The 20,769-nt window shown below is 72.6% G+C and carries 14 protein-coding genes; 10 read left to right on the forward strand and 4 right to left on the reverse strand.

Going from position 1 to position 20,769, the window contains the following annotated elements; genetic code table 11:
* Nucleotides 1–159 precede the first annotated feature (159 nt).
* A complete protein-coding gene (locus PYR91_RS21905; RefSeq protein ID WP_279782308.1) occupies nucleotides 160–1,479 on the reverse strand; it encodes an ABC transporter substrate-binding protein in 1,320 nt (439 codons plus the stop codon).
* 111 nt (nucleotides 1,480–1,590) lie between these two features.
* Complete coding sequence (locus tag PYR91_RS21910; protein WP_279782309.1) at nucleotides 1,591–2,850, reverse strand: ABC transporter substrate-binding protein; 1,260 nt, start codon at nucleotides 2,848–2,850, stop codon at nucleotides 1,591–1,593.
* A 128-nt stretch (nucleotides 2,851–2,978) separates the two neighbouring features.
* Here PYR91_RS21910 and PYR91_RS21915 point away from each other — a divergent pair, with 128 nt between their 5' ends.
* Genes PYR91_RS21915 through PYR91_RS21925 form a run of 3 tightly spaced genes read left to right on the forward strand, consistent with a single transcriptional unit; the run spans nucleotide 2,979 to nucleotide 6,558 of the window.
* Nucleotides 2,979–3,485 (forward strand): PadR family transcriptional regulator, encoded by a 507-nt coding sequence (locus tag PYR91_RS21915; protein WP_279782311.1) that lies wholly within the window; start codon nucleotides 2,979–2,981, stop codon nucleotides 3,483–3,485.
* 58 nt (nucleotides 3,486–3,543) lie between these two features.
* Nucleotides 3,544–4,293 carry an ABC transporter ATP-binding protein gene (locus PYR91_RS21920; RefSeq protein ID WP_279782352.1) on the forward strand — a complete coding sequence of 250 codons (750 nt, stop codon included), beginning with the start codon at nucleotides 3,544–3,546 and terminating at the stop codon, nucleotides 4,291–4,293.
* A 3-nt stretch (nucleotides 4,294–4,296) separates the two neighbouring features.
* Nucleotides 4,297–6,558, forward strand: coding sequence for an FtsX-like permease family protein (locus PYR91_RS21925; protein WP_279782312.1), 2,262 nt, complete (start codon nucleotides 4,297–4,299; stop codon nucleotides 6,556–6,558).
* A gap of 131 nt (nucleotides 6,559–6,689) precedes the next feature.
* Here the strand turns inward: PYR91_RS21925 and treS are convergent, their stop codons facing one another.
* Both treS and PYR91_RS21935 read right to left on the reverse strand, forming a co-directional pair.
* Nucleotides 6,690–8,378, reverse strand: coding sequence for a maltose alpha-D-glucosyltransferase (gene treS, locus PYR91_RS21930; protein WP_279782314.1), 1,689 nt, complete (start codon nucleotides 8,376–8,378; stop codon nucleotides 6,690–6,692).
* A gap of 332 nt (nucleotides 8,379–8,710) precedes the next feature.
* Nucleotides 8,711–10,603, reverse strand: a complete 1,893-nt coding sequence (locus tag PYR91_RS21935) for an asparagine synthetase B family protein (protein WP_279782315.1) — start codon at nucleotides 10,601–10,603, stop codon at nucleotides 8,711–8,713.
* Nucleotides 10,604–10,739: 136 nt separating this feature from the next.
* On the opposite strand from PYR91_RS21935, the gene PYR91_RS21940 reads away from it, so the two are divergent.
* The 7 genes from PYR91_RS21940 to PYR91_RS21970 all read left to right on the forward strand — a co-directional run bounded on the left by PYR91_RS21940 (nucleotide 10,740) and on the right by PYR91_RS21970 (nucleotide 20,744).
* A complete protein-coding gene (locus PYR91_RS21940; RefSeq protein ID WP_279782317.1) occupies nucleotides 10,740–12,929 on the forward strand; it encodes a hypothetical protein in 2,190 nt (729 codons plus the stop codon).
* A 796-nt stretch (nucleotides 12,930–13,725) separates the two neighbouring features.
* Entirely contained in the window at nucleotides 13,726–13,896 is a 171-nt protein-coding gene (locus PYR91_RS21945; protein ID WP_279782319.1) for an AAA family ATPase, read from the forward strand.
* 387 nt (nucleotides 13,897–14,283) lie between these two features.
* The gene (locus PYR91_RS21950) at nucleotides 14,284–15,894 is read left to right on the forward strand and encodes a peptidase inhibitor family I36 protein (protein WP_279782321.1); all 1,611 of its coding nucleotides are present in this window, start codon (nucleotides 14,284–14,286) and stop codon (nucleotides 15,892–15,894) included.
* 45 nt (nucleotides 15,895–15,939) lie between these two features.
* Nucleotides 15,940–16,899 carry a hypothetical protein gene (locus tag PYR91_RS21955; RefSeq protein WP_279782323.1) on the forward strand — a complete coding sequence of 320 codons (960 nt, stop codon included), beginning with the start codon at nucleotides 15,940–15,942 and terminating at the stop codon, nucleotides 16,897–16,899.
* A gap of 63 nt (nucleotides 16,900–16,962) precedes the next feature.
* The gene (locus tag PYR91_RS21960; RefSeq protein ID WP_279782324.1) at nucleotides 16,963–17,703 is read left to right on the forward strand and encodes a DALR anticodon-binding domain-containing protein; all 741 of its coding nucleotides are present in this window, start codon (nucleotides 16,963–16,965) and stop codon (nucleotides 17,701–17,703) included.
* Nucleotides 17,704–17,967: 264 nt separating this feature from the next.
* Complete coding sequence (lysA, locus tag PYR91_RS21965; protein ID WP_279782326.1) at nucleotides 17,968–19,350, forward strand: diaminopimelate decarboxylase; 1,383 nt, start codon at nucleotides 17,968–17,970, stop codon at nucleotides 19,348–19,350.
* A gap of 80 nt (nucleotides 19,351–19,430) precedes the next feature.
* Nucleotides 19,431–20,744, forward strand: coding sequence for a homoserine dehydrogenase (locus PYR91_RS21970; protein ID WP_279782353.1), 1,314 nt, complete (start codon nucleotides 19,431–19,433; stop codon nucleotides 20,742–20,744).
* Nucleotides 20,745–20,769 lie beyond the last annotated feature (25 nt).

A 20,769-nucleotide genomic window follows, 5' to 3' on the forward strand; every position in this document is an offset into this window, starting at 1 on the left:
CGCCGGAGGCGACGTCCGCCAGGGCGGGGTGGGTGGCGGTGGGCGCCTGGGCGCCCGGGGGGGTCTCGTCAGGTCCGGGGGAGGCCCCGCGGGCGACGGCGTCGCCGTCGCCGCGCGGGGTCTGCGGGCCGTCCAACCGATCGGTCACGGCCGCCGCTCCTACTTCTTCCAGGCCTTGGCGGCGTCCGCCTCGAGCTTCTCCTGCGTGCCCTTGATGTCCGAGGGGTTGCGCACGAAGTCCTGCAGGTGCTTCCACTCGCCCTTGCCGTCGGTGCCGCCGAAGGCGCTGGGCGCCAGGTCGGACATGTCATACCGGACGTCCTCGCCCGCCGAGATGATGGTCTGGGCGAGCTGCTTGGTCAGCGCGTCGGGGTAGTTGTCCGGCGAGACGTTGCGGTTGGGGGACAGGTAGCCGGGGAGCTTGGCCCACACCGCGCCGCCCTCGGCCGAGGCCAGGTACGCCAGCAGCGCCATGGCGCCCTTGGAGTCCTTCAGCGCCACCGCGATGTCGCCGCCGAGCACGACGGGGGCGGTGTCGCCGGCCTTCGGGAACGGCATGATCTGCGCGTCCTCCCCGATCTTGGCGCCCGACTGGGCGGCCGAGGCGGCCACGAAGTCGGCCTCGATGACCATGGCGGCCTTCTTCTGGCCGTAGACCTGGGTGACGCAGGTCGGGAAGTCGGTCTGCAGGGCGCCGGAGGCGCCGCCGAGCAGGAACTCCTTCTTGCCGACGAGCTGGCCGATCTTCTCCAGCGCGGCCGTCACCGAGGGGTCGGTCCACGGGATCTCGTGCTTGGAGAGCTTGTCGTAGTTCTCCGGGCCCGCGGTGGACAGGTAGACGTTCTCGAACAGGTCGGTCAGCGTCCAGCCCGACGCGCCGCAGAGCGCGAACGGCGGGGTGCCGGAGTCGGCCAGGGACTGGGCGGTCGTGCCGACCAGCTCGTCCCAGGTCGTCGCGGGCTGCGCGCCGGCGTCCTCGAAGGCGGGGGTGCGGTACCAGATCAGCGACTTGTGCGCCGCCTTCACCAGCACGCCGTACACCTGGCCGCCGGCCGAGCCGAGGTCCTTCCAGTACGGGGTGTAGTTCTGGTCGATCTGGGTCTGGACCTCCGGCGTCAGCGGCTTGAGCGCGTCCTGGTCGGCGTACTGCTGGACCAGGCCGGGCTGCGGCAGGATCGCCACGTCCGGCGGGTTGCCGCCCTGGATGCGCGGCCCGAGATAGGCGCCGGTGTCCTCGCCGGTGGAGGCGTAGGTGACCGTGGCGCCGGTCTTCTCCTCGAAGGCGGTGAGCACCTTCTCGAAGTTGGCCTGCTCCTCGGCGGTCCACTTGGCCGCGACCTCAAGGGTCGTGCCCTGCAACGGCTTGGCGGCCGGCGCGCTGGCGCTGGCCGAGGGCTGGGCCTCGTTCGACTGGCCCCCGCACGCGGCGAGCGCGAGCATGAGCCCCGCGACCGCCGCCGTCGTCGTTCTGCCACGCATGGTGCTACCTCCTGGTGAAGGCCCCGAATGTGCGATGAATTGTGATCTTGATGAGGATGTTGAGGATGAGGGGTGATCGGGCGCTATAGGCGGTGAGGGGGTCGCCCTCGCCTAGGGACGGCGAACGATCTCGCCGAGTTCCTGCTTCAGGGTGGCGACGGTCTCGTCGCTCGGTTTCCTGAGGTTGAGCGCGTCGGAGACGCCGCTCGAAATCACCAGGCTGACCTGGTCGTATTGGGAGCTGACCGGTCGTTTCCGGGCAGACATGATGCTCTGCTTGAGCACCGGGAGATACGGATGACGCTTGATCATGCCGGGGTCGTCGTACAGCTCCGACCACACCGGCGGGAAGGAGCCCTCGGACAGCACCCGGCGCTGGTTCTCCAGGCCGGTGAAGTACCGGATGAACTCCAGGGCCGACTTCTGGTGCTTGGAGTAGGCGCTGATGGCCAGGTTGAGCCCGCCGAGCGTGCTGGACCCCGGCCCGTCGAGCCCGGGCAGCCGCGTCACCGCGAACTTGCCGCCCACGGCCGACCGGGTGGCCGGGCCGTACGCGTGCGGCCAGTTGCGGGCGAACAGCAGCCGGCCCTCCTGGAACGCCAGCCGCGACTCCTCCTCCTTGTAGGAGAGCGCCTCCTGCGGGATCCAGCCCTCGCGCAGGCCGCCGACCAGGAAGTCCAGGCCGGTCCGCGCGGTGCCGAGGTCGAGCGCGACCCCGGTGCCGTCGGGGCTGAGGATCTCGCCGCCGGCTGACTGCACCGCCTCGGCGAAGTTGACCGTCAGGCCCTCGTAGGCCAGGAACTGGCCCGCGTAGCCGTCCAGCTTGTACTTCCTGCCCAGACGCCTGGCCTGGTCGCGCAGCTCGGCCCAGGTCTTGGGCGGCTGCAGGCGCTCGGCGTCCAGGATGTCCTTGCGGTAGTAGAGCAGCCCCGCGTTGCTGGAGTACGGCACCGCGTACAGCTTGTCGCGGTAGACCGCGGTGTCCACCACGGGCGCCAGGAACCGGTCGAGCGGGAACATGCTGCGGTCGAGCGGGACGATCCAGCCGGCGTCCGCGAACTCGGCCGTCCACACCACGTCCAGGCCGAGCACGTCGTAGCGCTCGCTCCTGGCCTGCAGGTTGGCGACCATCTGCGCGCGCTGCTCGTCGGCGGCCTCCGGCAGCTCCAGCAGCGTCACCTGCTCGCCGGGGTGGGCCCGGTTCCAGGTGTCGATCAGCGGCTGGAGGTAGGCGGTGGTGTCGCGCCCGGTGGCGAAGGTCATCGGGCCGGTGCCGTCGTTGCCGGGCACGCGCCCGGTGTCGGCCTCGCCCAGGCCCGCGCAGCCGGCGGCCAGCAGGGCCGCGAGCAGTAGCGGGGCGAGGCGCCGCACGTGTCCTCCAGGTATTTCTTGGGTTACATGCGTGTTATGTAGATGCATTCATGTTATGCATGACGGTAATGTGAACGTCAACGGATGGTCGTGTAACACTCAGGTAACTTGCCCGAGGGAGGTGGAGCGTGCGGCTCCAGCTGCTGGCGCTCCTGGCCAAGGAACCTGCCCACGGCTACGAGCTGAAACAGGCTCTTGAGCAGATCTTCGGCGACGCCTACCCCTCGCCCAACATCGGGCAGATCTACGTGACGCTCGGCCGCCTCGAGAAGGACGGCCTGGTGCGCAGCGTCGACGTCGAGCAGTCGAACCGTCCCAACAAGAAGGTCTACTTCTGCACGGCCGAGGGCCGCGAAGCCCTTCTCGAATGGGTGGACGAGCCCACAGAGGGGCCGCGGGTGCGCGACGAGTTCTTCATGAAACTGGTGCTCGCCCCCATGACCGGCATCGCCGACCGCATGGCGCTGATCAACCGGCAGCGCCGACATTACCTCGGCATCATGCGCGATCTGGTAGAACTCGCCCAGCGGACCGACCAGGACAACCGCCCCGCGCAGCTCCTCATCGAAGGCGCCATGCTGCACCTTCAGGCCGATCTCGACTGGCTCGAACGCTGCCAGGAGGACCTGGCGTGACGAGCTGAGCCACCCCGCGACGACGCGGGGCGCATGTACGCAAGGAGAGCCGATGAGCATGGTGAGCACGCCGCCGGCGCTGCGCACGGTGAACCTGGTGAAGATCTACCAGACCGGCGGCCTTCCCGTGCCGGCGGTGCGCGGCGTCGACCTCACGGTGCGGCCGGGCGAGTTCGTCGCCGTCATGGGCCCGTCCGGGTCGGGGAAGTCCACGCTCGTCCACATGCTCGGCGGCCTCGACACCCGCACCAGCGGCGAGATCTGGGTGGAGGGCACCCGCGCCGACACCCTCGGCGAGAGCGCGTGGGCCCTGCTGCGCCGCCAGAAGATCGGCTTCGTGTTCCAGTTCTTCAACCTCGTCGACAACATGACCGTCGCCGACAACGTCGAGCTGCCGGCCCTGCTCGTGGGCGCCTCGCCCAAGCACGCGCGCGAGCGCAGAGACTACCTGCTGGGCGAGCTTGGGCTGTCGGGCAAGGCCGACGCGGCGCCCGCCCAGCTGTCCGGCGGGGAGCAGCAGCGGGTCGCCCTGGCCCGCGCGCTCGCCAACCAGCCGCAGGTCCTGCTCGCCGACGAGCCCACCGGCAACCTCGACAGCCGCAACACCAAGGACGTGCTCCGCCTGCTCGGCGAGGTGCACCGCCAGGGGCAGACGATCGTCCTGGTCACCCACGACGCCCGGGTCGCCGGGCTGGCCGACCGCGTGGTCACGCTGCTCGACGGCCAGATCGTCGACGACGGCGCCGTCCTGTCCGCCCGCCGCCGCCCCAAGAGCGGCGCCGGCGACGTCGTCGAGCTGCGAGGCTGATCGGTGAACCCGGCCGAGGTGCGGTGGATCCGCGCCGACCTGCGGGCGCGGCGCGTCCAGGCGCTGCTCGCCGTGCTCGCGGTGACCGGCATCGTCACCGCGCTGATCACCGCGGCCACGCTGCTGGAGGACGGCACCAACCCCTGGCGCGGGCTGTTCGAGCGCGGCAACGGCGCGCACGTGTGGATCCACACCAAGGACGCCCCCGACCCGGCGACGCTCAGGACGCTGAACGGCGTCGCCGACCTCGCGGGCCCGTACCGCAGCGCCCCGGCCACCCTGTCCCAGGAGGGCAAGAAGACGCCGGTGGCGCTGCGCGAGACCCCCGCCGTCCCGCCGTCGGTGGGCCGCCCGCTCATGCGCGAGGGCCGCTGGCTCGACCCGCGCGACCCGCGCGGCGTGGTGGTGGAGCGCTCGTTCGCCCGCGCACTCGGCCTGCGCCCCGGTGGCCCGTTCTCGGTGGTCGGCCTGAACGGCGCCACGCACACGCTCACGGTCGCCGGGACGGCCGAGAGCGGCGACCAGGGCTTCTACCCCGAGTGGGCGCCCGGCCTGGTGTGGACGCTGCCGCAGACCCTCGCCCAGGTCGAGCCGAAGGTCGCACGGAGCGAGTCGGTGACCGGGCTGCGCCTGGCCGATCCCGACGCCACCGCCCTGGTCGCGCAGCGCGCGATCACCAAGCTCGCCGGCCAGGTGCAGCGCGTGTCCACCTGGCACGAGGTGCGGGCGTCCATGGAGCTGGACAACCGGCTGCTGGGGGTGCTGCTCGGGCTGTTCGGCGCGGCCGGGCTGGTGGCCGCCGTCCTGGCGATCGCCAACGCGACCGGCGGGCGCATCCTGTCCCAGCGGCGCGACATCGCCACGCTCAAGTCCCTCGGCTTCACCCGGCGGCAGGTCGTGCGCATGCTCGTCGTCGAGCACGGCAGCCTCGGCCTGCTCGGCATCGCGCTCGGCGTGCTCTGCGGGCGGCTGATCACCGTCTACGCGCTCGCCGAGACCGTCGTCGTGCCGCTGTCGTCGGCCCCGCTGCTGGGCATCGCCTTCGGCACCGCCCTGGTCGTGCTGGTGGCCGTCTGGCTGCCCGCCTGGCGCGGCGGACGCACGCCCCCGCTGCCCGCCGCCGCCGCGCCGCCCCGCGGACACCTGTCGCGGGCCGCCCGCCTGGCCTTCCTGGTGCGGCTGCCGCCCGCGCTGGTGCTCGGCGCCAGGGACGCCTTCACCCGCAGGCTGCCGGCGCTCCTGACGGCGTTCGGGCTGGCGATCCCGATGATGATGATCACCATCGGGCTCGGCTACTGGGCCACCCTCGACGACTTCCGCGACCGTCCCGAGCAGGTGGGCCAGGCCGCCGCGCTCACCGTCCGGCCCGGGATGATGACCTCCGAGGACGCCCACCGCGTGGCCCTGGCCGACCCCGACGTGGTGGCCGCCTTCCCCGGCACGGAGGTGGACGCCCTGGTGCCCGGGCAGACCCGCACCGTGCGGGCCCGCGCGCTGGGCACCGTCAGCGACCCCTACCCGTTCGCGGTCGTGGAGGGCCGCCTGTTCCGCGACCGGGGCGAGGCGGTCGCGGGCCAGGGGCTGCTCGACCTGCTCAACGTGCGCGTCGGCGACCGCACGCGGCTGACGATCGGCGGCACCCCGCTGATCGTGCGCATCGTCGGCCGGGTGCTGGAGCCGGAGCAGGACGGCGAGGTGCTGTCGGTGGCGCTGGACAGCCTGGCGCCCAAGGACGCCGTCCCGCCGCAGTTCTACGGCCTGGTGCTGCGCGAGGGCGCCGACCCCGGGGCCGTCCGCTCGCGGCTGCAGGGCGAGGCGCTGGAGGTCTCCCAGGCGGTCAGCCTGGCCGACCGGCTCTCGGTCATCCGGGTGATCATCGTGGCGCTGGTGGTGGTGCTCGCGCTGATCGGCCTGGCCAACCTGCTCACCGCCAGCGCGCTCGGGCTGCGCGACCACGCGCTCGACCTGGCCGTGCTCAAGGCGATGGGGCTCACCCCGCGCCAGGTCATGGCCACGCTGGTGACGGGCACGGGCCTGCTCGTGGTGCTGGGGGTGGGCGCCGGCGCCGCGGCCGGGGCGCTGGTCTCCTCGGGCCTGATCGACCTGCAGGGGGCGGCCAGCGGCATCGGCGCGGGCATCGGGCGCGCCCCCGCCCCGCTGACCCTGCTGCTCGCCGTCCTGGTGGCCGTCGGGGCCGCCCTGCTGGTCGCGCTCATCCCGGCCAGGAAGGCCGCCCGCGCCCGCATCCCGGTCACCCCCCGCTGAGGGGGCCTGCGCGGCGGGCCCACGCGTCCGGTGGGCTCACGCGTCCGGTGGGCTCACGCGTCCGGTGGGCTCACGCGCCCGGTGGGCTCACGCGCCCGTCCCGGCGGGGGCCGCCGGGACGGGCGCGCGGCTCAGCGGCGGGTCAGGGAGAACCAGTAGAACCCGTGGCCGGGCAGGGTGAGCAGGTAGGGCAGCTCGCCGATGGCCGGGAAGGGGATCTCCCCCCGGCACTCCACCGGCACCATGCCCGCGAACCGCCGCAGGTCGAGCTCGACCGGCTGGGGGTGCTTGGACAGGTTGTTGACGCACAGCATCACGTCGTCCCCCTCCTCGCGGACGAACGCCAGCACGCGGAAGTTCGGCGACCACAGCTCGGTGTAGGCGCCGGTGCCGAAGACCGGGTGCCGCCGCCGCACGGCCAGCAGGTTGCGGGTGAAGTGCAGCAGCGAGCCCCCGCTCTTCATCTGGGCCTCGACGTTGACGGCCTGGTAGCCGTAGATCGGGTCCATGATGGTCGGCAGGTACAGGCGGCCGGGGTCGCCGCTGGAGAAGCCGGCGTTGCGGTCGGGGCTCCACTGCATGGGGGTGCGCACCGAGTCGCGGTCCTCCAGCCAGATGTTGTCGCCCATGCCGATCTCGTCGCCGTAGTACATGACCGGGGAGCCCGGCATCGACAGCAGCAGGGCGGTGAACATCTCGATCTGGTCGCGGTCGTTGTCCAGCAGCGGGGCGAGCCTGCGCCGGATGCCGAGGTAGGCCCGCATGCGCGGGTCCTTGGCGTACTCGGCGTGCATGTAGTCGCGCTCCTCCTCCGTCACCGTCTCGAGCGTCAACTCGTCGTGGTTGCGCAGGAAGATGCCCCACTGCGCCCCGTCGGGGATCTTGGGGGTGCGGGACATGATCTCGGAGATCGGCTCGCGGGTCTCGCGGCGGACGGCCATGAAGATGCGCGGCATCAGCGGGAAGTGGAACGCCATGTGGCACTCGTCGCCGCCGGTCGTCGGGTCGCCGAAGTACTCGACGACGTCCTCGGGCCAGCCGTTGGCCTCGGCCAGCAGCACGCGGTCGGGGTGGAGGCGGTCGACCTCGGCCCTGACCCGCTTGAGGTAGGCGTGGGTCTCGGGCAGGCCGGAGCAGGCCGTCCCGTCGCGCTCGAACAGGTAGGGCACCGCGTCCAGGCGGAAGCCGTCGATGCCGAGGTCGAGCCAGAAGCGCAGGACCTCCAGCATGGCGTCCTGGACGTCGGGGTTCTCGTAGTTCAGGTCGGGCTGGTGGTGGAAGAACCGGTGCCAGTAGTACTGGCCGCGCACCGGGTCGTACGTCCAGTTGGAGTCCTCGGCGCCGACGAAGATGACCGGCGCGTCCGGGTAGCGGGCCGGGTCGTCCGACCACACGTAGAAGTCGCCGTAGGGCCCCTCGGGGTCGTGGCGGGAGGCCTGGAACCACGGGTGCAGGTCGCTGGTGTGGTTCATCACCAGGTCGGTGATGATGCGCATGCCCCGCTCGTGGGCCTTCTCCACGAGCTCCACGAAGTCGGCGAGCTGCCCGAACTCCGGAAGGATCTTCATGTAGTCGGCGATGTCGTACCCGCCGTCACGCAGCGGCGACTCGTACAGCGGCAGCAGCCACAGGCAGTCGACGCCCAGCCACTGGAGGTAGTCGAGCTTCTCGATCAGGCCGCGCAGGTCACCGGTGCCGTCGCCGTCGGAGTCGCGGAAGCCGCGCACCAGCACCTCGTAGAAGACGGCCCGCTTGTACCACCGGGGGTCGGACGAGGTGAAGTCCTCGGACACCGAGTCCGGGCATGGTGAAGCGCTCATAGTTCGCTCGCATAAAAGGGGAGGGCGGTATGTGTGCAAGGAGGGCTCGCGCCGCCGGAGCCGTCATCCCTGCGACTCCCGCCCGCCGCCGCACCGAAGGGGTGTCTCGGTGACAGCGTGATTACGGCGCTGTTTCGCGGAACATTAGCAGCCCGCGGAGCGTGCGCGAATCCGGCCGGGCGCCGTCGGCGGGTGCGGGCCGCGTATTCGCCGGCGCCTGCGGGAATGCCCGCGTAAACCACCCGATACTGTCCGTGTCCGGCCAGGTCAGGCGGGGGTCACGCCGGACCGTGGACGGCGCCCGCGAGGTCTTTCCGTGGCCCGCGAAGGCCTCAGGGGGTTTCCGCCCACGGCGGGGTGAGATCGCCCAGTACGTCCCCGTAGTCCGCGATCCAGGAGCCGAAAAGCACCAGGCCGCGCAGCCAGAATCGCGAGTTCCACGATCCGAAGTCCGTCAGCGCGTCCGGGCCGCGCCCGACGACCTCCAGCATCGGCTCCGACAGCAGGCCCGGCACCCGCGCCGCGTTGACCAGCATCCGGTGGTTCCACTCGCGGGCGGCCGGCCCGCCCGAGCGCAGCGGCACCCTGCGGTGCGGCAGCGCGCCGTTGGTGGTCGGCAGCGCGGCCACCCGGGGGTTGGCGGCCCGGAGGATCTCCTGGTAGAACCGGCCGCCCTCCTTGCGGTCGACGGGCACCGACAGCGCGGCGTCGAACAGGTCGGGGTGCAGGAACGGGAAGACCGGCGTGACCTCCGGGCCCACCAGGTTGACCGGGGAGCGCGCGATGCCGCGCGCCGTGCGGGTGTGCAGGACGCTGAGCGGCAGCTCCGACCGGTGCCCGCGCAGCATCGAGGTGGCCCGCGCGAACGCCGTGCCGACCCGGTCGTCCATGAAGGCCAGGGCCTGATCAGACAGCATGGGCAGGTGCGGCTCGCCGGTCGCCAGGGCCGCCAGCAGGGCGGCCTGACGGTCGGCGGTGGACCCGGCGCCGACGGCGTCGGCGGTGATGAGGAAGTTCTTCATCAGTGGCCCGCCCGCCAGGCCGTCCACGACGGGCCTGCCCTCCTTGTGCACCTCGCGCGCGAAGGGGGAGTACCAGGCGTGGTGGCTGGTCAGGTACTCCAGCCTGCGGGCGGCCCACCGCGCCTCGGCGGGGTGGTCGGCGGCGTCCTGCGGCACGACGCGGTGGGGGATGCCCAGCTCGCGGGTCACGTAGCGGGCGAAGTCGAGGTCGTTGTCCAGGCCGTCGTCCGGGCTGGTCGTCCACGACCGCACGTCCATGCGGCGGGCGACGGCGATCGAGGCCAGCAGGCGGGAGTCGTAGCCGCCGCTCACCGGCACCAGCACCGGCCGGTCGTCGAACGGCTTGAGCGCCTCGTGCAGCAGGGCCACCATGTCCCCGCCGGTGACGCCCCGGTCGAACGGCTCCTCGCGCACCCAGCGCGGCGCCCGCCTGTCCACGCTCACGCGCCGGGTCTCGCGCGACCAGACCAGCGCCGTGGAGCCGGGCAGCCGCCGGATCTCACGGTAGGGCGTGTCCTCCAGCAGCGGGTAGGTCAGCTTGAGGATGGCCGCCCAGGCGTCCCAGTTGACCTCGTACGGCCTGCGCGCCAGCGCCAGCAGCGGCTCGATGGCGCCCGCGAAGTAGATCGCGTCCCCGTCGTCCAGGTAGTACACGTCGACCAGGCCGAAGGCGCCCGTGTGCAGGGTGACGGCGCCGGGCGCGTCGATCAGGCCCGGCGCCTCCCACGTCTCGGCCACGGCGAGCCAGGAGGCGGCCCCCTCCGGGCGCCGTTCCCCCCAGGCGAAGCTCACCCCGCCCGTGGCCGTCCGCCCCGCCGAAGCGAGCCCGAGCCCTGCGTCTGCGCCCGGCCCCGCGCCCGCGTGAGTCGCCGAGGTATGTCCCGGCCCCGCGCCCGCGCTCGTCCCGACGTGAGGCGCCGAGGCGTAATCCGGTCCCGCGTCCGCGCCCGTCCCCGCGTAAGCCGCTGACGTGTGCCCCGGCCCGCCACCGGCGCCCGGCGGCGGCTCGACGGCGCCGGTGGCCGTCCCCGCGTAGGGGGCCAGCGGCGTGGAGGCGAACAGCGCCGCGCCCGGCGAGCGGTGCGCGAGGTGGACCGACGGGCCGGCCTTCGTCAGCAGTTCCAGCCGCGCCGGGTCGTAGGCCCCCATGGCGCCGCAGACGTACGGCCGCGCCGCGTACCGCGGCCACTCCCCGTTGCGCACGGAACCTCTCCCTCGGCGTCGCGGAACCGCCCACAGGCGGACACCAGCCTGAGTGTACGGACTTGTATGGGTTCGAGATGGTCGGCCGGGATGTGTGACTATCCTTGCTCCCGACCTCTGGGGACACGGTGATGGCATGAGTGATGAGTTGGAGAGCACCCGGCAGGCCCTGCAGGCGGCCGTGGCGGCGGCGGCCGGCGCCGCCGAGCTCGCCCGGCTGCTGGAGGACTACCAGCGGCGGCTCGCCGAGGCGGCCGCGTCGGAGGCGGAGGCGGTCACCCGGCGGCGCGAGGCCGAGGCCCGGCTGAAGGCCGTCGAGAAGCGGACGGCCCTGCTCGCCCGGAACCTGGCCGAGCAGCGCTACCAGACCGAGGTCGCCCAGTGGCGGCTGGAGGGCGTCCAGGGCAGCCGGTGGTCCCGGCTCGGCGACGCCATCCACACCAAGAACCCCGGCGAGGTGGCCCGCACGCTCAAGAGCCCGGTGTCCCGCCGTCCCGCCCCCAAGCGCTCGGACTTCTCACCCGTGCCGCCCCCGGCCGAGGCCGAGCCGGTGGCCCCGGCGGTGCCCGAGCCGTCCGGACCGGCCGTGTCCACCGCGATGGCCGAGGGCTTCGTCGTCCCCAAGGGCCCGCTGACCCGGCCGTACCTCACCGTCGCGGCGATCGTGGACCGCCAGTCGGAGGCCCTGTTCCGGTACGAGTGGCGCCAGGTCACCAACTTCGGCCCCGACAACTGGCGGGAGATGCTGGACGAGCACCGCCCGCACCTGCTCTTCGTGGAGTCGGTGCGCCCCGGCCCCCGCCAGGGCAACGGCGGGCGCTGGCTGGAGGAGCTGGCGGGCCGCTCCCGGGGTCTGCGCGACCTCGTCGAGGAGTGCGGCCGCAGAGGCATCCGCACGGTCTTCTGGCACTCCGGCGGCCCGGTGTCCGTCAGCGTCCCGATGGCCGGGTACTTCGACCACGTCCTGGCCACCTCCCAACAGCGGGCCCGCGAGTGGCGCGCCGCCCTCCGTCACGACCGCGTGGCCGTCCTCCCCCACGCCGTCCAACCCCGAGTCCACAACCTCATCCCCGCCGCCCCACGCCCCACGGCGCCCCGTCCGGCCCCCACGGCGCAGCCGGCCCCCACCGCCGAGACCGCGTCCGAGGCCACGCCCGGCCTTCCCGGGACATCGCCGGACGCCGCATCCGGCGCCGCCTCCCACACGGCGCGGCCGGGTCTCGACCCCGCGACGCAGGCCAACGGCGGTGCCGCGTCCCATGGCCCGCTGCCGGTGGCGAACGGCCGTGCCGGGGTCGGGCTGCTCGGGACCGTGCTGCGGGGGGCGCCGCCCGCGGACCTCGGATGGCGGCCGCTGATCGACGGGAAGGCCTCCTACGACGACCTGCTGATCGCCTACCGGTCGGTGTCGCTCGTCCTCGCCGGCCCGGACGCCGAGGCCAGGACGCTGGCCGAGCTGGCAGCCTGCGGCACCCCCGTCATGCGGCTCACCGCACCGGTCGAGGCGGACGAAGAGGCGCTGCGCCGGACGGCCGAGGCCGTCACCGCCCACCTCGCGGCCGAGGCCGAGCGCACCGCGGAGGCACACCACGCCTGGCGGGCGTCGGTCCCGGTGACCCCGCTGCTCGACCCCATCCTCGACTGGATCGGCGTCCCGTCCGTGCGGAACACCGCGGAGATCACCGCCATCGCGGCCGTCACCGGGCAGGCCGAGCTGGACAACCTGCTGGCCGCTCTGCGCCACCAGGCCCGCCGCCCCGGCCAGCTGGTGATCGTCGCCGAAGGCCTGGACGGCGCCGTGGTGGAGAAGGCGGCCCAGGCGGTCCACAAGGGCGAGCTGACCGTCCGCGAGGCCCGCGAGCCCGTGACCCGGGGCGCCGCCCTCGACCGCGCCCTCCGCCTCGCCGACGGCGACCTGGTGGCCGTCCTCGACCCCCGCGACCGGTACGGCGAGCACTACCTGGCCGACCTCGCCGCCTACCTCACCGCCGTGGACGCCGAGATCATCGGCAAGGCGTCCTTCTACACCCACATTCAGTCCACCGGCGCGACCCTGCTCCGCCAGCCCGGCGCCGAGCACCGCTTCCTCCCCGAGGTCACCGGCGGCACCGTCCTGGCCCGCCGCCAGACCCTGACCGCGCTGGGCATAGCCGACCTGTCCGAAGACTGGGACGAGACCCTCATGCGTCAATGCCGCACGGACGGCATCCGCGTCTACTCCGCCGACCGCCACAACTACACCCGAACCCGCCCCACCCCCACCCCCCACCTCCTCACCTCCGCCCACCTCCTCCCAGACTCGACGCCCTTGCAGATCATGCTCTGACCCAAGCGCGTCCCCCGCCAAGGCATGGGCCTCGCCTCCGCGCGCTGCGCGCACTCCGGCTCGGGCTGTACCTCCCAGGGGGCTCCGCCCCTCGCTCACCGATAACCCCCGAGCCAGTCGGGGCAGTTCCCCGCCGTGGTCGGTGACCCTGAGGCACAGGTCTTCGGGCGTCGCCCATAGGGAAAGCCGAATCGGTGGCGTCCCGTGGCAGACGGCGTTGCCGAGCAGTTCGCCGACCACGAGGACGACGTCGTCGACCAGGATTTCGAGCCCCCAGCCGATGGGCCTCTCCCTGACTCTGCCTCGAACATCGCTGATGACCGCCAGGTCGTGCGGAACGTCCCATGCCACGGTGCGAAGCCCGTCAGGGGGCGCGGTCATCGAGACTCCTTCCGAAAGGGGTGCGGGGGATCGGCGTGCTCCGTGAAGGGGCGTCGGTCGCGCACCGACGTTTCCAACCGGCGAGCCCACGAACTCCGCCTCGCGCATCGACACCCGTAGTTCGTCGACCGAACGGGCCACCACGGTCACGGGAACGGGCGTCGGCCACGTGGCGATGGCATGAAACCGACGGCTGCCGACGCCGTACCAGACGGCCCACGCGGGCTCCGTCTGATCCACCTGGTCTGCCGCCGCCCGCTCGGCCTCATCCCAACTCCTCCGGCGAACCGGCGTGACGAGATCGTCGACCTCGCCCGGGACGCCCGGAAGAAGGGCTGGTGGCAGGCGTATGGCGACCTGCCAACGGAGTACGCCAGTTACATAGCTGCTCACCCTGCCAGGCCTCCCCCACCTCGTGGTGCTGGACGAGCCCGAACTGGGCCTGCACCCCTACGCCACCGTCCACCTGGCCGACATGTCGCGAGCCGCCTCACGCGATCGCCAGGTCCTCATCGCAACCCAGTCCGTGACGCTGACGAACCAGTTCGCGCTGGACGACCTCGTCGTGGTCGAGCGGTCTGGGTGACTCGTCCACCTTCGATCGCCTCGATCCTGGACGACTGCACGACTGGCTGGCGCTGTATCCGCTGGGTGAGCTCTGGGAGAAGAATCTGCTCGGCGGGAGACCACAGGCCCAGTGATGACGGGCGGACTGGGTGATCTTCCGCTGTCCTTGATCGGGCCTCGTTCCCGGCGTATCGAAGCGCTGCGGGCTTCGTCGGCAGGACGGGTCTGTCTTCGGGGTTAGGAGAACAGCCCGAGCGTAGCGAGGCCCACTTGCGAGACGGGGAGCCTTCCCACAGGCCGGGGAGCGGGTCCCGGCCGGGGAGTGAGTAGGGCCTTACTCATGTGGTCTTGGGCGGGGGTGCGGTTGCCTCGGGGTATGGCAGATACGCAGCGCACGGTCCCATTCATGGATGGGATGGCCCTGGGGCTGGGGCTGAACGATCTCACGGGGGCGGTCGGGTCGTTGGCCGCGGTGACCTATGGGGGAGTGGTGTCGGCGGACGGCGACTCCGGCATGGAGGCGCGGTACGACACGGCGCTCATCTACTCCAGCGAGCAGATGTACGAGTCGCTCGGCATCAGCGTCAGCGCCGAAGGCAGGTACGGGCTGTTCAGCGGCGAGGGCAAGTTCAAGTTCGCGGAGGAGTCCAAGTTCAACTCCCAGTCGACGTTCCTCATGGCGCGCGCCGACATCCAGAACGCGTTCACCCGCGTCGAGGCCCCCACTCCCGTCGAGGACGCCAAGGAGCTGGTCCGCAAGGGCGAGCAGGAGACGTTCCGCAAGCGGTACGGCGACCTGTTCATCCGGGGGGTGAAGAGCGGCGGCGAGTACGTCGCGGTGCTGTCGATCACGTCGCAGAGCCAGGAGGACCAGCGGTCGCTGGGCGTCGCGCTCAAGGCGGGGTTCGACGGCATCGTGGCGGGCGGCTCGATCAACTCCGACCTGCAGACGAAGATCTCCTCCCTGCGTCAGCGGTCCGAGATCAGGGTGACCACCTACCAGCGCGGCGGGTCGGGCGAGCAGGTCTCCTACACCGGCACCATCGAGACGGTCATGGAACGGCTGCGGACGTTCGCCACCGCGGTCCAGCAGAGCCCGAAGGCGTACTCGGTGCAGGCGGCGTCGTACGAGACGCTCGTGTTCCCCGACCAGCCGAGCCCGTTCGACATCGAGCAGGCGCGTGAGGTCCTGGAGGACTGCATGCGCAAGCGGCTGCAGATCATGACCATCCGCAACGACATCGAGCTGGTGCTGCTGCATCCGGAGTACTTCAAGTCGCCGCCGGCCTCGGCGGTGCTGAACGGCTGGAGCCGCGCGATCACCGAGCAGCTCAACGCGCTCGACCGCCACGTGCGGCGCGTCATCTCCCACGGGGCCGGGGACACCGAGTTCTTCCCGCTGGTCCTGCCCGACGGCCTGGCGATCCCCGAACGGCTGCTGCACTCCAGCGCGCAGGTGGAGATCTACACGCACGCCGACTACCAGATGGAGCCGTGGCAGGGCATCCCCGGCCGCAAGCAGGTGCTCGCGCCCGGCTGGTACGACGACGCCAAGAGCCAGATCCTCGTCGGCAACGACCAGATCAGCTCGCTGAAGGTGCCGGAGGGTCTCGCGGTCAGGGCGTACGAGCACGCCTGGTTCCAGGGCGCGTTCATCGACTTCACCACCGACGTGCCGGCCGTGCCGATGGACTGGAACGACCGCATCTCCTCGCTCGTGATCTTCCCGGCGGCCGGCCAGCCCCCGCGGGTCGACCACATCGTGGCGCTCGACTTCGCGTGGACGCTCCGCGCCCTGGTGCTCAAGCCGGGCCGCTACCCCGACCTCGGCGGCACGCCGCTGGGCGCCGGGCACCTGGGCGCGCTGCTCATCCCGTCGGGAATGCTCGTCCGGCTCTGGGACGGGCCCGGGTTCACCGGCGCGTCCACCGAGTTCCTCGGCGACGTCGTCGAACTGCCCGCCGACTGGAACGACCGCGCGGTGTCCATCGAGGTGGAGGACCTGCGCCCGCGGTGAGCCGGGCCCCGCCCATCCCAACGACCTACACGAGACAGGTGCGAAATGGACATACCCCAGGAAATGGTGGACGCCCTTCCCGCCCTCGGGGCCGAAGTGCTGCCGCTCGACGGCGTGAACGGCATGGACATCGGGCTCGACCCGTTCGGCGAGCCCGCCATCCGCCTGCTGGTCACCGACCCGGACGACCCGCCGGGCGGGCTGCCCGGCAGCTTCGCCGGCTTCCCGGTCATCCTGGTGGCCGGGACGCCGATCACCGAGGCCGTCACCCCGGACGCCGGCAAGCACGCCCCCGTGCTCGGCGGGATCCAGCTGGGCCGCCGGGAGATCGTGGGCGGGCTCGCCACCACCGGAACGCTCGGCTGCGTCCTCCGGGACGGGTTCTCCGGCGAACCGGTCGCGATCAGCAACGCCCACGTGCTGCTCGGCGACATCACGAGCGGCGGGTTCGCCGTCGGCGACGTGATCCAGCAGCCGGCGCCCACCACCGACCCGCCGCCGACCGCAGAGCGCCTCGGCACCCTGCTGCGCTGGCGGTTCCCCGACACCCCGGCCCTGTTCCCGTCGCCGGGCAGCGGCGGCGTGTCCGGCTTCTGGGACGCGGCGGTCTGCTCGATCGACGAGGGGCGGGGCGCGAGCGTCGGCGAGATCGCCGAGATCGGCACGGTCACCGGCATCGGCACCGCGCGCCTCGGCGAGACCGTGCGCAAGCGCGGCCACCGCACGCTGCTCACCTTCGGCACGGTCGTCGGCCTGTTCGGCAGCTACGCGGTGTGGGACTCCAACGGCGCCTTCCAGTGGTGGATGCTGGGGCAGATCGCCATCGACGTCATCGACGACGCGAGCCTGAACCCCGACGGCATCTGGTCCAACTCCGGGGACTCCGGCTCCGTGGTGGTCAACGAGGCCAACGAGATCATCGGCCTGCACCACGCGGGGGACGCCACCACGGGGTACGCCTCCGACTTCGGGCCGCTCGCCCTCGCCCTCGACATCACCCTGTAGCCCGGCGAGATCGGCCCCCGAGCGGGACGGCGGACACCCCGGCCCGGCCTCTATCCTGCGGGCATGTGCGTGGAGGCGCTGACGGCGGCGCTCGGGGCGGCCCCGGTGCCGCGCGGCGGCTGGGGTCGGACGGCGGCGTTCGTCTCGTCGGCGGCGGCCGGTGACGGCGCGAGCGGGGCGGGGGAACTGGCGGCGCGGGTGCGCGCCGTGCCCGGCGTCCGGAAGGTGGACGTCCGGGCGGACGGGCTGCTGGTGATCGAGGTCGCCGTGCCGGGGGAGATCGTGCGGGAGATCCTCACGCGCGCGGGCGCGGGGGAGCGGGCGCGCGAGGCGGACGGGACGGGCGTCGGCACGGGGGCGGCAGGGGTGGGCTCCGCAGATGAGGGGGAGGAGCGGGGCGGCCCCTGGCCGGACTTCCCGCGCACCTGGAGCAACCCCGGGTTCGCCGTCAGGTACGCGTACGTGCGGGCCGGGGACGTCGCCCGCTGGGCTCGTGAGCTCGGCGTGGAGGGGGCCGCCGGGTTCCGGCCGGAGCTGCTGGCGGACGCGACCGACCGGGCGGTGCTGCGGGTGCTGGCGGAGCTGCCCAGCAGGCGGGAGAGCCGGGACCCGGGCTGGCAGGCCTACCTGGAGCGGCTGGCGGCGGCCTACCACGACGCGTTCGAGCGGGCTCCGGCGCTGCCGCGCGGGGACGAGGCGCCGTCCGCGACCCACGTTGCGCGGGTGTGGACGGCGCGAGCCGTGCGCGAGGTGCTCGCCGAGGGCATGGCGGCGCTCGGCGTCCCGCCCCCGGCGAGGATCTGATCGCCCGGCCCGGTCACCGGGCCCGGTCGTCGGATTCGATCATCGGCCTGGTCGCCGGATCCGGCCATCCGGTCCGGGCATCGGGCCCGGCCATCGGGTCCGGTCGCGGGGAGTCGAACGCCCATACGGAGGGTGATCGAAAAGCGGCGAACGATCACAACGGGCGCATCGTGGGACGGGGCGCCGGGGAGATCTTTCTGTTGGCCGTCTCGCAGGGTGGGCAACGGGCGCGGGGGGATCAGAGGGTCGGATAGCCTCGTTCGGGTGAGCCGATTCGCCCATCCCGCTGGTGACCGCCACGCCGAGGTAATGCCTGAAGAGCGGCCTCCCCGGGCTCCCGCCGATCTCAATACGCTCGTGCCGTCCATCTGGCCGCGAACGTCCGGCCGCGCCGACGGCGCGGTGACGATCGCCGGCGTGGACGTCAGAGACCTCGCCCGTGAGTACGGCACGCCCCTGTACGTCGTCGACGAGGCCGACTTCCGGTCCCGCGCGCGCGACTACAAGGCCGCGTTCGCCGGCGACGACGTCTACTACGCGGGCAAGGCGTTCCTGTGCAAGGAGGTCGCCCGCTGGGTCGACCAGGAGGGCCTGGGCCTCGACGTCTGCAGCGCCGGCGAGCTCGCCGTGGCGCTGAGCGTCGGCTTCCCGCCCGAGCGCATCGCCCTGCACGGCAACAACAAGTCGTACGCCGAGCTGGAGCGCGCCCTGCGCGCCGGTGTGGGCCGCATCGTCGTCGACTCCTTCGACGAGATCGCGCGCGTCGGCTATCTCGCCGACGAGCTGGGCGTGCGGGCCAAGGTGCAGATCCGCATCACCACCGGCGTCGAGGCGCACACGCACGAGTTCATCGCGACCGCGCACGACGACCAGAAGTTCGGCCTGTCCCTCAACAGCGGCGCGGCGGCCGAGGCCGTCCGCCGCGTGCTGGCGCTGCCCCAGCTCGAGCTGGTCGGCCTGCACTCCCACATCGGCTCGCAGATCTTCGACACCGCCGGCTTCGAGGTCGCGGCCCGCCGCCTGGCGGTGCTGCTGACCCAGGTCAAGGAGGAGCACGGCGTCATCCTGCCCGAGCTCGACCTCGGCGGCGGGTACGGCATCGCCTACGTCGAGGGCGACGACCCGCCCGACATCAAGATCGTGGCCGACAACCTGCGCCAGATCGTCGCCCGGGTCTGCGAGGACGCCGGGCTGCCGGTGCCGCGCCTGACCGTCGAGCCCGGCCGGGGCATCGTCGGCCCCGGCGGCGTCACGGTCTACGAGGTCGGCACGGTCAAGGACGTCGAGGGCATCCGCTCCTACGTCAGCGTCGACGGCGGCATGAGCGACAACCTGCGCACCGCCCTGTACGCGGCCGAGTACACCTGCGTGCTGGCGTCGCGGGTCAGCGACGCCCCGCCCGCGCTGTCGCGGGTGGTCGGCAAGCACTGCGAGAGCGGCGACATCGTCGTCCGCGACGTCTGGCTGCCGGGGGACGTCGTGCCCGGAGACCTGCTGGTGGTCCCGGCGACGGGCGCCTACTGCCGGTCGCTCGCGCACAACTACAACTACCTGCCCCGGCCCGCCGTGGTCGCGGTCAAGGACGGCGAGTCACGGGTGATCATGCAGCGCGACACCGAGGAAGACCTCTTGAGGGGGCAAGTGTGAAACCCGTCGCCCCTGGGGGCTCCGCGGAGCCGGGCGCCGCCGGAGCGGCCGCGGCCGAACGGCGGGGCAGGCACGAGCGCCTGGGAACCGGGCGCTCCGAGGGGCCGCTCAAGGTCGCGCTGCTGGGCTGTGGCGTCGTCGGGTCGCAGGTCGTGCGGCTCATGCACGAGCAGGCCGACGATCTCGCCGCCCGCATCGGCGCGCCGCTGGAGCTCGCCGGGGTGGCCGTCAGGCGGCTCGGCCGCAAGCGCGACAGCGACGTCGACCCCGCCCTGCTCACCACCGACGCCGAGGGGCTGGTCACCCGCGACGACGTCGACATCGTCATCGAGGTGATCGGCGGCATCGAGCCGGCCCGGTCGCTCATCCTGGCGGCCATGGCGGGTGGCAAGTCGGTCGTCACCGCCAACAAGGCCCTGCTCGCGCAGGACGGCGCCGTCATCCACGGCGCCGCCAAGGAGCACGGCGCCGACCTCTACTACGAGGCCAGCGTGGCCGGGGCGATCCCGCTGCTCCGCCCGCTGCGCGAGTCGCTGGCCGGCGACCGCGTGCACCGCGTGCTCGGCATCGTCAACGGCACCACGAACTACATCCTCGACAAGATGGACACCAGCGGCGCCTCGTTCGTCGACGCCCTCGACGAGGCCCAGTCCCTCGGGTACGCCGAGGCCGACCCGACCGCCGACGTCGAGGGCTTCGACGCCGCCGCCAAGGCCGCCATCCTGGCCGGCCTGGCGTTCCACACGCGGGTGACGGCGGCCGACGTCCACCGCGAGGGCATCACCGAGATCACCGCGACCGACGTCGCCAGCGCCAAGGCGATGGGGTACGTCATCAAGCTGCTGGCGATCTGCGCGCGCTCCGACGGCGGCGGCTCGGTCGGGGTGCGGGTGCACCCGGCCATGATCCCGAGGAGCCACCCGCTCGCGGGCGTGCGCGAGGCCTACAACGCGGTGTTCGTGGAGGCCGAGTCCGGCGGGCAGCTCATGTTCTACGGCAAGGGCGCGGGCGGCGCGCCGACCGCCTCGGCCGTGCTGGGCGACCTGGTGGCCGTGGCGCGCAACCGGCTGGCGGGCACCCACGGGCCGCAGGAGTCCACCTACGCCGACCTTCGCGTCCACCCGATGGGCGAGACCGTCACGCGCTACCACGTGTCGCTGGACGTCGCCGACAAGCCCGGCGTGCTCGCCAGGGTCGCCGACATGTTCGCCAAGCAGGACGTGTCCATCCAGACCGTGCGCCAGGAGGGGCACGGCGACGAGGCACAGCTCGTGCTCGTGACCCACCGGGCCGCCGACTCCGCGCTGTCGGCCACAATAGAGGGCCTGCGCGAGCTCGACATCGTCAGAGACGTGCCGAGTGTGATGCGTGTGGAAGGCGAGGACAACCACTGACCTGCGCCTATCGGCCTGGCAGGAG

The organism is Sphaerisporangium sp. TRM90804, from assembly GCF_029846175.1.
GTDB lineage: Bacteria > Actinomycetota > Actinomycetes > Streptosporangiales > Streptosporangiaceae > Sphaerisporangium.

Bases quoted from the DNA above. Each gene is read 5' to 3' on its own strand.
- PYR91_RS21905 (WP_279782308.1), bottom strand. From the start codon at position 1,479: ATGCGTGGCAGAACGACGACGGCGGCGGTCGCGGGGCTCATGCTCGCG.
- PYR91_RS21920 (WP_279782352.1), top strand. From the start codon at position 3,544: ATGGTGAGCACGCCGCCGGCGCTGCGCACGGTGAACCTGGTGAAGATC.
- treS (WP_279782314.1), bottom strand. From the start codon at position 8,378: ATGAGCGCTTCACCATGCCCGGACTCGGTGTCCGAGGACTTCACCTCG.
- PYR91_RS21940 (WP_279782317.1), top strand. From the start codon at position 10,740: ATGAGTGATGAGTTGGAGAGCACCCGGCAGGCCCTGCAGGCGGCCGTG.
- PYR91_RS21950 (WP_279782321.1), top strand. From the start codon at position 14,284: ATGGATGGGATGGCCCTGGGGCTGGGGCTGAACGATCTCACGGGGGCG.
- PYR91_RS21955 (WP_279782323.1), top strand. From the start codon at position 15,940: ATGGACATACCCCAGGAAATGGTGGACGCCCTTCCCGCCCTCGGGGCC.
- PYR91_RS21960 (WP_279782324.1), top strand. From the start codon at position 16,963: ATGTGCGTGGAGGCGCTGACGGCGGCGCTCGGGGCGGCCCCGGTGCCG.